At 69.8% G+C, this 13,361-nt stretch carries 14 protein-coding genes; 8 read left to right on the top strand and 6 right to left on the bottom strand.

Annotation, left to right across the window (positions count from 1 at the left end):
* Window positions 1-44 precede the first annotated feature (44 nt).
* Window positions 45-623, top strand: coding sequence for a YdcF family protein (locus E4P42_RS01300; protein WP_135122537.1), 579 nt, complete (start codon window positions 45-47; stop codon window positions 621-623).
* Here the strand turns inward: E4P42_RS01300 and E4P42_RS01295 are convergent.
* The gene (locus E4P42_RS01295) at window positions 607-1,293 is read right to left on the bottom strand and encodes a haloacid dehalogenase type II (RefSeq protein WP_135122536.1); all 687 of its coding nucleotides are present in this window, start codon (window positions 1,291-1,293) and stop codon (window positions 607-609) included. The two genes, E4P42_RS01300 and E4P42_RS01295, sit on opposite strands and share 17 nt — an antisense overlap.
* 82 nt (window positions 1,294-1,375) lie before the next feature.
* Between E4P42_RS01295 and E4P42_RS01290 the strand changes: the two genes are divergently transcribed.
* Window positions 1,376-2,365 carry an SDR family NAD(P)-dependent oxidoreductase gene (locus E4P42_RS01290; protein WP_135122535.1) on the top strand — a complete coding sequence of 330 codons (990 nt, stop codon included), beginning with the start codon at window positions 1,376-1,378 and terminating at the stop codon, window positions 2,363-2,365.
* A gap of 8 nt (window positions 2,366-2,373) precedes the next feature.
* Here E4P42_RS01290 and E4P42_RS01285 read toward each other — a convergent pair whose 3' ends face one another.
* From E4P42_RS01285 to E4P42_RS01275, 3 genes are all read right to left on the bottom strand, one after another.
* Window positions 2,374-2,997, bottom strand: a complete 624-nt coding sequence (locus tag E4P42_RS01285; RefSeq protein WP_135122534.1) for a TetR/AcrR family transcriptional regulator — start codon at window positions 2,995-2,997, stop codon at window positions 2,374-2,376.
* Window positions 2,994-3,680 carry a TetR/AcrR family transcriptional regulator gene (locus tag E4P42_RS01280; RefSeq protein WP_135122533.1) on the bottom strand — a complete coding sequence of 229 codons (687 nt, stop codon included), beginning with the start codon at window positions 3,678-3,680 and terminating at the stop codon, window positions 2,994-2,996. The genes E4P42_RS01285 and E4P42_RS01280 overlap by 4 nt, the downstream gene beginning before the upstream one ends.
* A 65-nt stretch (window positions 3,681-3,745) precedes the next feature.
* On the bottom strand, window positions 3,746-4,618 hold the full coding sequence (locus tag E4P42_RS01275) for an alpha/beta fold hydrolase (protein WP_135122532.1): 873 nt from the start codon (window positions 4,616-4,618) through the stop codon (window positions 3,746-3,748).
* 107 nt (window positions 4,619-4,725) lie between these two features.
* On the opposite strand from E4P42_RS01275, the gene E4P42_RS01270 reads away from it, so the two are divergent.
* The 5 genes from E4P42_RS01270 to E4P42_RS01250 all read left to right on the top strand — a co-directional run bounded on the left by E4P42_RS01270 (window position 4,726) and on the right by E4P42_RS01250 (window position 11,767).
* Entirely contained in the window at window positions 4,726-5,595 is an 870-nt protein-coding gene (locus tag E4P42_RS01270) for an LLM class F420-dependent oxidoreductase (RefSeq protein ID WP_135122531.1), read from the top strand.
* A 155-nt stretch (window positions 5,596-5,750) separates the two neighbouring features.
* A complete protein-coding gene (locus E4P42_RS01265) occupies window positions 5,751-6,158 on the top strand; it encodes a hypothetical protein (protein WP_135122530.1) in 408 nt (135 codons plus the stop codon).
* A gap of 71 nt (window positions 6,159-6,229) precedes the next feature.
* Complete coding sequence (locus E4P42_RS01260) at window positions 6,230-7,699, top strand: DUF3375 domain-containing protein (RefSeq protein ID WP_135122529.1); 1,470 nt, start codon at window positions 6,230-6,232, stop codon at window positions 7,697-7,699.
* Complete coding sequence (locus E4P42_RS01255) at window positions 7,696-8,388, top strand: DUF4194 domain-containing protein (protein ID WP_135122528.1); 693 nt, start codon at window positions 7,696-7,698, stop codon at window positions 8,386-8,388. The genes E4P42_RS01260 and E4P42_RS01255 overlap by 4 nt, the downstream gene beginning before the upstream one ends.
* A complete protein-coding gene (locus E4P42_RS01250; protein ID WP_135122527.1) occupies window positions 8,381-11,767 on the top strand; it encodes an ATP-binding protein in 3,387 nt (1,128 codons plus the stop codon). Before E4P42_RS01255 ends, E4P42_RS01250 begins: the two co-directional genes overlap by 8 nt.
* Before the next feature lie 115 nt (window positions 11,768-11,882).
* On the opposite strand, the gene E4P42_RS01245 is transcribed toward E4P42_RS01250, so the two are convergent.
* Together E4P42_RS01245 and E4P42_RS01240 are read right to left on the bottom strand one after the other, a co-directional pair.
* Window positions 11,883-12,131, bottom strand: a complete 249-nt coding sequence (locus E4P42_RS01245; protein WP_135122526.1) for a hypothetical protein — start codon at window positions 12,129-12,131, stop codon at window positions 11,883-11,885.
* 169 nt (window positions 12,132-12,300) lie between these two features.
* Window positions 12,301-12,885 carry a TetR/AcrR family transcriptional regulator gene (locus E4P42_RS01240; protein WP_135122525.1) on the bottom strand — a complete coding sequence of 195 codons (585 nt, stop codon included), beginning with the start codon at window positions 12,883-12,885 and terminating at the stop codon, window positions 12,301-12,303.
* A gap of 100 nt (window positions 12,886-12,985) precedes the next feature.
* Between E4P42_RS01240 and E4P42_RS01235 the strand changes: the two genes are divergently transcribed.
* On the top strand, window positions 12,986-13,360 hold the full coding sequence (locus tag E4P42_RS01235; RefSeq protein ID WP_135122524.1) for a hypothetical protein: 375 nt from the start codon (window positions 12,986-12,988) through the stop codon (window positions 13,358-13,360).
* The last annotated feature ends 1 nt before the right edge of the window (window position 13,361 follow it).

Raw genomic sequence — 13,361 nt, 5'->3', positions numbered from 1 at the left:
ATCACATCGACAGCAACAGCGACCCCACCCGCCTCGGAGGGCACATGCGCAGTCGATGGAAGACGGCCGTCGTGGCCATGGTGCTGGCGCTGGGCTTCGCGGTCGGTGACCTCACCCCCGCGGTGGCGCAGGCCCAGCCGGCGGTCGCGGTCAAGGACTTCTCGAAGCCGGCCATCGTGATTCTGGGCTACGGGCTGCAACCGGACGGGAGCATGCGGGCGATCCTGCGGCGGCGGGTGCTGACCGGACTGACGGTGGCGCAGTTCTTCCCGCAGTCGCCGATCATCGTGACGGGCGGCAACCCCCGCAACGGCGTGACCGAGGCCGCGGCGATGCGCCGGATGCTGCTGCTGTTCGGCTTCCCGGCGCACCGGATCATCGTGGAGGACAGGGCGAACAGCACCGTGCAGAACGCCCGGTTCTCGGTGCCGCTGGCCGAGGAGGCCGGGACGTCGGGCATCATTCTGGTGACGTCGTCGACCCATCAGGACCGCGCCGACGGCAACTTCATCGATGCCGGGGCGAACGTGCTGGCGACGGTGAGTTACCCCGACGGCAGCCCGCAGGTGAACGCGGCGCAGTTCGCGCGCGACGTCATCAGCCCGCTCATCGCGCAGAGCTGAGCTGGCGGGCCAGGTCGATCAGGTCGGTGGCCACCATGTCGGGGTGGGGCACCGGCGCGAGGTCGAGGACGGCGTTGCCGGGGCGGCGGATGAATGCGCCCCGCATGCCGACCGCTTGCGCGCCGATCGTGTCCCACATGTGGGCGGCGACCATGAGGCAGCGCTCGGGCGGCACATCGAGCGAGCGCAGCACCTGTCGGTAGACCGCCTGATCGGGTTTGAACGCCCGGCAGGAGTCGACGCTGAACTGCCGCTCGAAGAACTCACCCATCCCGGCTCGGTCGACCCCGCTGCGGCCGCTGGGATGCGGCGGTGAATTCGTCAGCGTGACGAGACGGAAGCCGTTGGTGCGCAACATCTCGAGGCCTTCGGCGACGTCGGGGTGGGCGGGCATCGACGCGATCGCGGTCGTCAGACCCTCGAGGTCGGCCTCGGTCACGGTGACGCCGCGGACGTCGGCGAGCATCGCAAGGACGGCGCGGCCGAGTGTGGAGAAATCGACGTAGTTCCCGGACAGGGTGACGGCCATCGAGTGCATGACCAGCTGACCGAACCATTCGCGCATGGCCCCGGGGTCGGACAGGGTCTGCGCGAAGTACGGGGTCAGCGATTCGATGTCGAGCAGTGTCTCGTTGACGTCGAAGACGAGGACTTCAGCGGTCTCGGGCATGGGTGCCTCCTTCCCCACACCGTACGACTCACCGGCCGGTAGTGTCCGGAAGCGTTCCCGTCCCCGCGACAGTGAGGATCCGATGAAGGTTCTGATCACCGGCGGCACCGGCTTCGTCGGCGCGTGGACCGCCAAGGCCGTGCAGGACGCCGGACACCGGACCCGGTTCCTGGTGCGCAAGCCGGAGCGGCTCGAGACCAGCGCCGCGAAGATCGGCGCCGACATCGGCGATTACGTCGTGGGTGACATCGCCGACCCTGACTCGACGGCCGAGGCGCTGGCCGGCTGCGACGCGGTAATCCATTGCGCCGCCATGGTCTCCACCGATCCGGCCATGGCTGACGAGATGCTGCGCACCAACCTCGAGGGCGCGCGGTACGTGCTTGGCGGCGCCGCGAAGGCCGGCATCGATCCGATCATCCACGTCTCGAGTTTCACCGCACTGTTCCGGCCGGGCCTGGAGATGTTGCACGCCGACCTGCCCGTCACCGGCGGCTCGGACGGCTACGGCCGCTCCAAGGCGGCCGTCGAGGCGTACGCACGCGGCCTGCAGGATGCCGGCGCTCCGGTGAACATCACCTATCCCGGGATGGTGCTCGGGCCGCCCGCCGGAGATCAGTTCGGTGAGGCCGCCGAGGGCGTGGAGGCCGCGGTCAAGATGCGCGGGGTGCCGGGCCGCGGCGCGGCGTGGATCGTGGTCGACGTGCGCGACCTCGCCACGCTGCATGTCGCGCTGCTCGAGCCGGGCCGCGGCCCGCGGCGCTACATGGCCGGCGGGCAGCGCGTGGCCGTCGACGAATTGGCGGCGCTGATCGGCTCCGGCGCCGACAGCACGGTGCTGGTCTACCCGGTCCCGGACATCGCGCTGCGCACCGTCGGGCGGGTGTTCGACGTGATCGGCGACCAGCTGCCGTTCGAGACGCCTATCAATTCCGCTGCGATGCAGTACTACACGCAGATGCCGCCGTCGGACGACTCCCCCGCCGAACGCGACCTCGGCATCACGCTGCGCGAGCCCGCGGAGACGATCGCCGACACCGTCGTAGGGTTGCGTGCCGTGGGCCGGCTGTAGCGGACACGCTATCGACCGGCATCGTCGGCCAGGAACGACTCCACATACTCCACCGCGGCGGTGATGTTGGCGCGGAACGACTCCGGATCGCCGGTGACGAACGTGAGCATGGCTCCGCCCTGGTGCGCGACCACGAGTGAGACCGCCAGATGGCGCGGATCGGCGTCGGCGCGCAGTTCCCCGCGCTTCTTCATCGCGGCCAGCCCCGCCCGGAACAGCCCGATCCACTCGTCGTGTCCCGCGGCGAGGTCGTCGCGGACCTCCGGTTCGCCGTCGATCAGTTCACCGACCAGCGATCCGTAGACACACCCGCCGCGGCGGTAAACCGTGTCGATGTCGGCGATGCAGGCTCGCGCCCACGCCCGGATCCCGTCGATGGTGTCGAGGGCGCCGAGATCGGGCTGGTTGTGGAACTGCGTGAGGTTGCGCCGCCGCATGGCGACGACTTCGCGGGTCAGGTCGATCTTCCCGCGGAAGTAGTGCGACAGCTGGGATCCGCTGACGTCGGCGGCCTCCCGCACTCGCTCCATCGTCGTGCTTTCCACACCGTGTTCGAACATCAACTCGGCGGTGGCGTCGACGATGCGACCACGCGTCGCCTGCCCCTTGCGGGTGAAGCCCGGCGCGGTCATGCGGTCCTCCGTCGAGTGCGCGGCCGGCGCGGCGGGCGTGGGGCGCGTTCGGCGGGATCGGCGGCGAACATCCGCAGCCGGTTCACCGCGAACCGCAGCGCATCCGCCTGCGGCCACTCCTCTTGGTACACGGAGGCCATGGTGCCGCCGGCTTGGTGAGCGCCCACGATGACCAGCGCCAGCTGCCGCGGATCGGCGTCGTCGACCAGAAGCCCCGACGTCTTCATCCGGCCGATGGCCCCCTCGAGCACCGAAATCCAGCGTCGGTAGCCGTCGGCGAGGGTGGCGCGGGTCGCGTCGTCGGTCTTGGCGAGCTGCCCCACCAGGCCGTGGTAGGTGGGCGTGCCGGAGAAACCGATCCGCCGCAGGTCGCGCATGGTGAGGTCGAGCCAGCGTTCGAAGTCGTCGAACGTGTCCAACCCGCCGAGTACGGGCTGCTGGTGGAAATCCAGGACGCCCTGAATCTGCCGCTCGATCAGCGCCCGGACCAGCACCTGCTTATCGGTGAAGTAGTGCGCGAGTTGCGATCCGCTCACGGACGCGGCCGTGCGGAGGCCGACCATGTTCAGCGCCGACAGCCCGCGAGCGACAATGAGTTCCGCGGCTGCGGCGAGGATGCGGTCGCGGGTGGCCCGCCCCTTGGCGGTGAGCCGCCGCGGCTCCGGAGGCGCCGGTTCGACCATGCCCCCAGATTACCGCGCGCCACCTGCGGTTATGGGATGCGCGGCCCAGTCACCGCGCGCACCGCTCAGTCCCGCGCCACCGTGCGGTCCAGGAAGTCGCGAATCAGGGCCGTGGTCTCGTCGAACGCGGACTCCAGCAGGAAGTGACCACCGTCGATCAGGTGGATCTCCGCCTCGGGCAGATCGTCGGCGAAGGCCTGCGCACCTGCGGGACCGAAGATCTCGTCACCGCGGCCCCACACCGCCAGCAGCGGCACGCGGCCGGCGCGGAAGTACTCGTGCAGGCGCGGGTAGAGCATCGCGTTGGTCTCGTAGTCGAGGAAGAGGTCGAGTTGCACCCGGTCGTTGCCCGGCCGTGAGATCAGCGCGTGGTCGTGGTGCCATGCCTCGGGGTCGAGCAGGGTCTCGTCGGCCACCCCGGTGACATACTGCCAGCGCGTCGCCTCGAGGGTGAGGAATTCGCGCACGGCCGCCTCGGTCTCGGGCGTCTGCGCACTCTGATACGCCCACACGGTCTTCCAGAAGCTCTCGACGAAGCCGGCTTCGTAACCGTTGCCGTTCTGGGTGATGATCGCCGTGATCGCAGCCGGGTCGGCGAGCGCCAGCCGCCACCCGATGGGCGCGCCGTAGTCCTGCACGTAGATCGCATAGCGCGTGACGCCGAGGTGGGACAGCAGACCGGCGGTCAGACTGCTCAGCGCGTCGAAGGTGTAGTCGAACTCGTCGGCACCGGGCGCGTCGGACAGGCCGAAGCCCAGATGATCGGGGGCGATGACGTGATAGCGGTCGGCCAGCGCAGGCACCAGGCGCCGGAACATGTACGAACTCGTCGGATACCCGTGCAGCAGCACGACTGTCGGGGCGTCCGGATCCCCGGCCTCGCGGTAGAACAGGCGGTGGCCGTCGATCGTGGCGTAACGGTGGTGCACGGCGGGCATGGCGATCCTCTCATTTTTGGGTCGTACAACCCATTACCAACCGACGGGCGGTTCGGCCCATTCCCCAGGCGGGAATGCGGCGTCCGTCACAGGGGTTATCCCCGATCATGGACCTTGGATTTCACGTGCCGATTTTCGAGATCGACGGCGGGACCACCGCCATCGCCGGTGAGCTCGCCCGCGTCGGCGAGGCGGCCGACGCGTCGGGGGCGACCTGGCTGTCGTTCATGGACCACTTCTTTCAGATCGAGCCGACCGGCCTGCCGGCCGAGTCGAACATGCTCGAGGGCTACACCGCGCTGGGCTTCATGGCTGCGCACACGAAGCGGGTCGAGCTCGGCCTGCTGGTGACCGGCGTGACGTACCGGCATCCCGGGCTGCTCGCCAAGACGGTGACGACGGTGGACGTGCTGTCGGGCGGACGGGCCTGGCTGGGGATCGGCGCCGCGTGGTTCGAGCGTGAGCACGTCGGGCTGGGCGTGCCGTATCCGCCGCTGGCCGAGCGTTTCGAGCGGCTCGAGGAGACGCTGCAAATCTGTGCGCAGATGTGGGATCCCGCCAGTGACGGGCCGTATCAGGGCAAGCACTACCAGCTGGCCGAGACGCTGTGCGCGCCGCAGCCGATCAACCGCCCGAAGGTGATGATCGGCGGCAGCGGCGAGCGCAAGACGCTGCGTCTGGTCGCCCAGTACGGCGACGCGTGCAACCTGTTCGGCTCGCCGGAGGAGGTCGCGCACAAGCTCGACGTGCTGCGCCGGCACTGCGACGACGTCGGCCGCGACGTCAACGACATCCGCGTGACCATCCTCGCCCACCAGGGGCCGCAACCCGGGTCGACGGACGACTTCGTCCGCGCCATGGCCGATTACGCCAAGGTCGGGGTGCACACCGCGATCGTCATGCCGCCCGGCGGCTCGCCGGCGGCCTGGATCGACGGGATCGCGCCTGCGGTGCCGCAGCTCGCCGAGCTGGGGTAGTCGACCAGCGCAGCCGACGCGACGCCTGCGCTACCGATCATTGGGTCAGTCTTGTTCCCCTAGTCGACGTGGCGGACCGCCGTGTTGTGGACGTGGCGGCGGTCGAATCGCCGAATCATCCTGTGTGCCGGCCGCGGTCCGGGCACAGTTGACGCATGAGTGACTCGGAGACCCCGAAACCCGGCGACATCCGATCCGCGGCACAGGCCGCGCTGGCCGCCGCGCAGGAGGCGGCCGCCGGCGCGCTGCGCGTACCGACGGCGTCCGCCCAACTCCTCGCCGAGCTGCCCGGGCTCATCGAGAACCTCGCCACGGCCACCGAACGGCTGAACACCACCCTGGACCGGTTCGAGCGCTACATCGCGCTCGCGGACCCGACCCTGCAGGCGATGGACCGGATCCTGCCGCAGCTCGAGGCCCTGGCCGCCCACGGTGACGCGGCGTTCCGGGCCGTCGGCGCACTCCCGGGCGTCGGGACGGTCGGACGCCTCACCGGGCTCGGCCCGCAGAAGCCGCCGGAGGGCAAGACCAGCGGTAAGAAGGGTCCGCGCAAAAAGGACTGACCCTCGGGCCGCCGACGACGTCGGCTCGGATTGGAGCCGTCGGTGGCGTCGCCTATGTTGGGGCATCCGACATGAGACGACTGGACCGAGGAACGCAGGTGGACGACAACGCGGCGCTGCCGGTTGCTGACCTGCTCGAACACAACCGCGACGTGCAGGGATCGCTGGCCATCCGGCTGCTGGCCGCCCACAACCTGGGGCTGTACGCCACGCTGATGGAGCGCCACCTGTCCGACGGCGTCGTCGGGGAGACCGAGCTGGTGGTGGCGCTGGAACGCGACCTCGTCGAGCTGAACCACCCTGACGGGCAGACCGGGCTGGCGCTGATCAAGACGTGGGCCGGGCAGGGCTGGCTGCACCGCGTCGTCGACGAGCGCAGCGACCGCAACGTGTGCTACCTCACGCAGGACGCCCGCCGCGCGCTGGACTTCCTGCGCGGGATGCGCCGCCAGGACACCATCGCCACCGGCGGCTCGATCAACGGCATCGCGTCGCGGCTCAAGCAGGTCGCGATCCGCGTCGGCACCGACCCGGCGCCGATCCGCAAGAGCATCGAGGCCGAGATCGCGGCGCTGCAGGCCGAGCTCGACGAGCTCGAGGCCGGGCACCGTCCCGCCCCCGATGCCACCGACTGCTACGACGAGGCCCGCGCCATCGCGCTGCAGATGGAACGGCTCATCACCGACATCGGCCAGTACGGCACGATGATCGAGCAGGCCACCGCCGCCCTCGACGAGCCGATCGACAGCAACGTCGCCTACCGCGACCGCCAGCGGCAGATGTACGCCGACTACCAGGCCGCCTGGGACTCCCAGGGCCGCGACTCCCACCGCGCGTTCCTGCGGATGATCAACGATCCCGATCAGCGCGCCGAGTTCGAGGCCGACGTCGCCGCGGTGGCCGAGGCGCTCCCCCTGCTCGACCCGGCGCTGCGCAAGGTGATGGCCGGGTTCTTCGAGCTGGTCGGCCACCAGATCGACGAGGTGGAGCGCATCCAGCAGCGCTGCGCCCAGCGGGTCAAGCGGTTCACCGCGTTCGGCACGCTCGAGCAGAGCCGCGGCGTGGCCCGCCAGCTGAACGACGCAATCGGCGCGGCCCGCGCGCTGCTCAAGACATCGCTGACCGATTCGCGGCTCGACCTCGAACTGCCGCTGGCGCGCCACGCGATCAGCAGCGTCGGCGCGCTCAGCTTCAAGATCGGCGACCTGTCCGCACCGAAGCCGGCCCGGCCCGCCGCCGGCGAGGTGGATCTGACCGGCTTCGCGGCGCTCACCACGCAGGTCGACGCCCCGGCGATGTCCGACATGCTCAACGCCGCGATCACCACCGGGCCGGTGTCGCTGCCCGATGCGGTCGGCCTGCTCGAGAACGCCTACCTCGGCCACGTCATCGTGCTGTGGTCCTGGGCGCTCAAGCAGCCCGGCGAGGCACCCGCCGCGTCGCGGACGGTGCGGTTCCGGTCCCTCGACGGCGTCGACCGCGAGATCGCCGTGCCCGAGCTGACGTTCAGCGAACCCATCACGGTCGGAGCCGCACAGTGACCACCGAGCACGAGGCCGACTTCGCGGCGTTCTCGGACCTGCCCCAGGTCGACCAGCACGCCCGTCCCCCGCACCAGCGCCGCCCGCGCTTCGACGGCGACGTCTCCGAACTGCCCGACCGGGCCTGCTGGGCGCTGCAGCACCTGCTGACCCGCCGCTACATCAGCGCCGAGGCCGACAGCGACCTGTACGCCTGGGTGCTCGAGTACCGCGACCAGCTCAGCGTGCGGCTGTCCGAACTGGATCTACTGCTGCGCATCGTGGACGGGACCGACGTCGCGTTCGTCGAGCAGGCGCGGTACGAATCGGCAAGGGGCGTCAAGCTTCTGCGCCGCGAGCCGCTGGGCACCTACGACTCGATCCTTTCGCTGCACCTGGCGCTGATGATGCGCGCGTCGGGCGGGCAGAGCGTGCTGATCAGCCGCGAGGAGATCCACGGCCTGTTCTCCGGGGTGCTCAACGACACCGACCGCGACGCCGTCACGTTCGCCGGGCGCGTCGACGCCGCGATCGCGCGGCTCACCGGGCTGGAGATCCTGCGTCGCAGCCGGGACGACGAGGACAGCTACACGATCTCCCCCGTCATCACCGCCGTCATGACGGCCAGCGTGATCACCGAACTGCAGCAGCAGTTCGAGCAGCTGCAGCGCGGCGGCGCACCCGCCGAGGAGGTGGCCCTCGATGACTGAGCAGTTCCACCTGTCCCGCCTGCAGGTCATCAACTGGGGCGTGTTCGACGGCTACCACTCGATTCCGTTCAGTCCCGGCGGGGCACTGATCGCCGGCGGCTCGGGCAGCGGCAAATCGTCTCTGCTGGACGCGATCTCGCTCGGGTTCCTGCCGTTCAACCGGCGCAATTTCAACGCCTCGGGCGACCACACCGCCGCCGGGTCGAGCGCGGGCCGGCGCACCGTCGACAAGTACGTGCGCGGCGCGTGGGGTCAGCGCAGCGACGGCGGCACCAGCCGGGTGATGTACCTGCGCGGTGAGGGCACCGTCTGGTCGGCGATCGCGGTCACCTACGCCGGCGACTCGGGCCGCACCGTCACCGGGCTGGTGCTCAAGTGGCTGACCGGCGAGTCCCGCGCGGATTCGTCGAGCCGGTTCGTGATCGGCGACGGCGACCTCGACATCGAGGACGTCTGCAACCGTTGGGCGGCGGGGCGTTTCGACACCGGCGTGTTCAAGGAGCACGGCTGGCGGTTCACCACCAAGGTGGAGTCGCAGTATCTCGCGCAGCTGTACGCGACCATCGGCATCCGCGCCTCCGACGCCGCGCAGCAGCTGCTGGGCAAGGCGAAGTCGCTCAAGAGCGTGGGCGGGCTGGAACAGTTCGTGCGGGAGTTCATGCTCGACGAGCCCGACAGCCTGGCCCGGCTGCCGGAGGCGCTCAAGCAGATCGACCCGCTGGTGGAGGCCCGCGAACTGCTCGCGGTCGCGCAGCGCAAACGCAAGATCCTCGGCGACATCGAGAAGATCCAACAGCGGTATGCGTCGGAGTCGTCGGATCTGGGCATCATCGACCTGGTGGACCTGCCGATGGTGCGGGCCTACACCGACCACGTGCGGCTGGCGCAGTGCCCGGCGCAGATCGCGCAGCTGGACTCGACCATCGAGCAGCTCGACAACGAGGTCGAGGACGTCACCCGGTCGCTGAATCTCGCCAAGTCCGAGGCGGATTCGCTCAACGCACAGATCAACGGGTCGAGCGCGAACCTGGCGCCGCTGCAGTCGCAGGTCACCGCGGCGGAGGCCGCGGCCGAACAGGTGTCGCGCCGCCGCGCCGCCTACGAGGATCTGCTGACCGCGCACGGGCTCGACGTCCCGGACACCGCCGAGGAGTTCTGGAACCTGCGCGAGGAGCTGCTCGCCGAGGCCAACGAGCTGCTGGCCAAGGTCGAGCTGCAGCGCGAGGCGTCCACCGACGCCGAGTACGCGCAGAAGGCGGCGCGGCTGGAACGCGACGAGGCCGCCAAGGAGCTCCGCCGCGTCGAGCAGGTCGGTTCGGCGCTGCCGGAGTTCGCGCTGACGATGCGCGAGCAGATCTGCGGCGCGCTCGGGCTCGACGCGTCCGAGTTGCCGTATGTCGCGGAGCTGATGGATCTGCGGCCGGACCAGACGCGGTGGCGGACCGCGGTGGAGAAGGTGCTGCGCGGTGCGGGGCTGCGGCTGCTGGTACCCGACGCGCACTGGGCGGCGGTGCTGCGCTTCGTCAACGAGACCAACATGCGCGGCCGGCTGCAGCTGCACCACGTGCGGGTGCGGTCGCTGGGCGCGGCGCCGGCCGAGCCGGAGCCGAACACGTTGGCCGGCAAGCTGTTCGCCGTCGATGCGACGCATCCGTGCGCGGCCGAGGCGGTCGACATCGTGACCTCCGTCGGTGACCACATCTGCGTCGACACCCCGGACGTGTTCGCGCGGTTCCGCCGGGCGGTCACCGACACCGGTCTGTACAAGGACTCCGACCGGTTGGCGGTCAAGGACGACCGGCGGCCGGTCAAGCAGTCGGAGTATCTCTACCAGGGCGACGTGTCGGCGAAGATCAATGCGTTGACCGTGGACCTGGCGGCGGCCGAGGAGGCGTACGCGCGGGCGCGGCGGGTGGCCGACGAGATCGCCGCCCAGCGCCAGCAGTGGCGGGACCGCGCCGCGGCGGGCAAGGCGATCTGTGAGCAGTTCCCGCAGTGGAGCCAGATCGACACCGAGACCGCCGACGGGCACGCCGACCGGCTGCGCGAACAGTACGAGCTGCTGCTCGCCGACAACCCCGACATCGAGGCGTTGACCGCCCGCGCCGACGAATGCTGGTCGCAGATCCAGACATTGATGACGCGCCGGGGCGCGGTGCAGACCCGCCGCGACGATCTCGACGCGCGGCGCACGCAGTTGCTGGAGTTGGCGGAGCGGTTGTCGCCGGCGGCCGATGAGCGCCTGCGCGAAGAGCATAGATTCGTGTCGGAGCCGTTGACGGAGTTGCTGCGGCGCTACGCCGCGCAGGTGCCGGTGGCGTTGGAGCTGCTGAACCCGGAGCCGCACCGCGATGCGCTGTTCGCGGCGATCAAGCGGGAGCGCGAACAGCTGCGGGAGAGCCGTCGCCGGTCGTACGACGAGCTGGCGCGGATCCTCAACACGTTCGACACGACGTTCCCGGACGCAATCCCCAATGACAGCGATGTGTTCGACGAGCGGGTGCACGACTACGTGGCGCTGTGCCGGCACATCGACGAGCGCGAGCTGCCCGAGGCCTACGAGCGGATGATGAGACTGGTGACCGAGCAGGCGCCGGACGCGATCCTGACGCTGCACCGGGTGGCCGAGCAGGAAGCGCGGCGGATCGCCGAGCAGATCGAGCGGGTCAACACCGGGCTCGGCGCGGTGGAGTTCAACCGCGGGACGCGGCTGACGCTGCGGGCGACCCCGCGGTCGCTGGCGGCGGTGTCGGAGCTGACGGAGATTGTGCGGGCCATCTCGCGGCGGATCGCCGAGGTCGGCCTCGGGGACAAGCAGGCGATCCTCGACCAGTACGCCGACATCCTGCGGCTGCGCAACCGGTTGGCGTCGACGGCGCCGGAGGATAAGGCGTGGACACGCGATGCGCTGGATGTGCGCAACCGGTTCACGTTCGACTGCGCGGAGTGGGACATCGCCTCGGAGGAGTTGATCCGCACGCACAGCAATGCGGGCGACAACTCGGGCGGTGAGCAGGAGAAGCTGATGGCGTTCTGCCTGGCGGGCGCGTTGAGCTTCAACCTGGCCGCACCCGGCAGTGTGGACAACCGGCCGGTGTTCGCGCAGCTGATGCTCGACGAGGCGTTCTCGAAGTCCGACCCGCAGTTCGCATCGCAGGCGCTGCAGGCGTTCCGCAAGTTCGGGTTCCAGTTGGTGATCGTGGCGACGGTGCAGAACGCGACGACCATCCAGCCCTACATCGACAGCGTGGTGATGGTGTCGAAGACCGAGGCGACGGGCCGCAACGCCCGGCCGGTGGCGTCGGTGGCAACGCGCACCATCTCGGAGTTCACCGCGCTGCGGTCGTCGATGGGCGCAAAGGTGCCCGCGGGGGTCTAGTTTCGGGCATTGACTCTGCACTCGGCGCGTCGAAACGCAAGAAATGTCCGCCCTGAGTACAGAGTCAACGAAAAGGGCGCCCCGCATGCGGGGCGCCCTTGGTATGTGGGTGGTGTCAGCGGGTGGTGACGTAGACGACGCGGTCGTCGTTGTCGTAGCGCACCGACACGATGCTGGAGTCGTCGAGTGACTTGGTCATGCCCTGCTGGGTGACCCGGACCTCGTAGCCGCGATCGTCGAGCGAGCTGATGGTGTCGGCGGCGTTGCCGGGGCCGGCGGGGGCGGCGGCGGCCGGGGCGGCCAGGCCCAGGAAGGCGGCGGTGGTGGCGCCGGCGAACAGGGTGGCGATTCCGAACTTGGTCATGTCCCTTACCTCTTCTGTGTCTCTCGGTCGGGAGGTGTTCCTGGCCGGTCTGATCTGCACAACCGGCAGGTCAGCGGCATTCATCCCGCTGGCAGTGATTGACCGGCGCGTGGCAGGAACTGCTCGCCGAGACTGCTGTCAGATCACGAAACCCGCCGGTTTCGCGATCTCACCGCAGTCTCGGCGCTCGTGCGAGACGAGGCGCAGAGTCAACGCGCACGGCGGGCCAGTACAGCTCGAACAGGCGCTCTTCCCAGCCGTCGGCGACGCCGCCGGTCCTGGCGCGCTCAGCAATGTAGGCGCCGACCATGCCGTCGATGAGGGTGGCGGGGTGGACGTCGGCGCGGAAGTCGCCGTCGGCCTTGCCGACGTGCACCACGGCCTCGAGACGCCCCCGCCGATCGACGAGGATCTGGCGGAAGGCGGTGGCGTACTCCGGATCCTCGTCGGTGAGGAGCGCGGCGAATCCGCCGTAGCCGATACCGTCTTCGACCATCGCGACCGCGTGGGCGATCAGCCAGCGGAGCCGCTCCTGCGCGTCGGCCTGCGGCGGGGGCGGATCCGGATCGGCGAGCCGGGACAGCGCGGCGGTGAGCATGTCGCGGCGGTCGCGGTGGCGCCGGTAGATCGTGGTCTTGGCGATGCCGGACTTCGCCGTCACGGCTTCAACGGTCACGGCACGCGGGCCGCGGGTGCGCAGCAACTCCATTGCGGTGTCGACGATGTCGTCGTCGACGGCGCGGCGCTGCGGCATGGCCTCTCCCTGGATGGAATTTCCCCTCCGCCTGAAACGCTACACTAGACGTATCGCTACGATACGCGTAGCGTGTTGGTCAGGAAGCGAGGAGGACATCATGGTGAGAGCGTGGGGACGTGTGTCGGCGACCAACGTCGCGTACGTCTGCCTGTTGCTCGGGTTCGTGGCGCTCGGGACGTTCGTCTATGCGCTGGCCGCGGGAAGCTACCTGGCCGGTGGGATCGGGTTGTGCCTGGTGGTCATGATGAGCGCGGCGGTCGTGGGCTTCCGGATCGGCGCGCGGAAAGTGGCGGAGTCCGACGAGAGCGGCAACCCGGTCAACGGCGCGAACATCTGGGCGCAACCGGTACGCCAGGAGCAGATCGACCGGTATCTGCTGCGCTACCGCGGACAGGAGCGCTCGCCGTCCACCGCGAAGCTGCCACGGCGGACGACGAGCGTTGGCGAGGCTGCCGACCGACTGGCCGCGTGAC

Source organism: Mycobacterium sp. PS03-16 (assembly GCF_004570325.1).
GTDB lineage: Bacteria > Actinomycetota > Actinomycetes > Mycobacteriales > Mycobacteriaceae > Mycobacterium.
The sequence above is the reverse complement of the archived record's forward strand: the minus strand, read 5'-3'. Positions and strand labels throughout refer to the sequence as shown.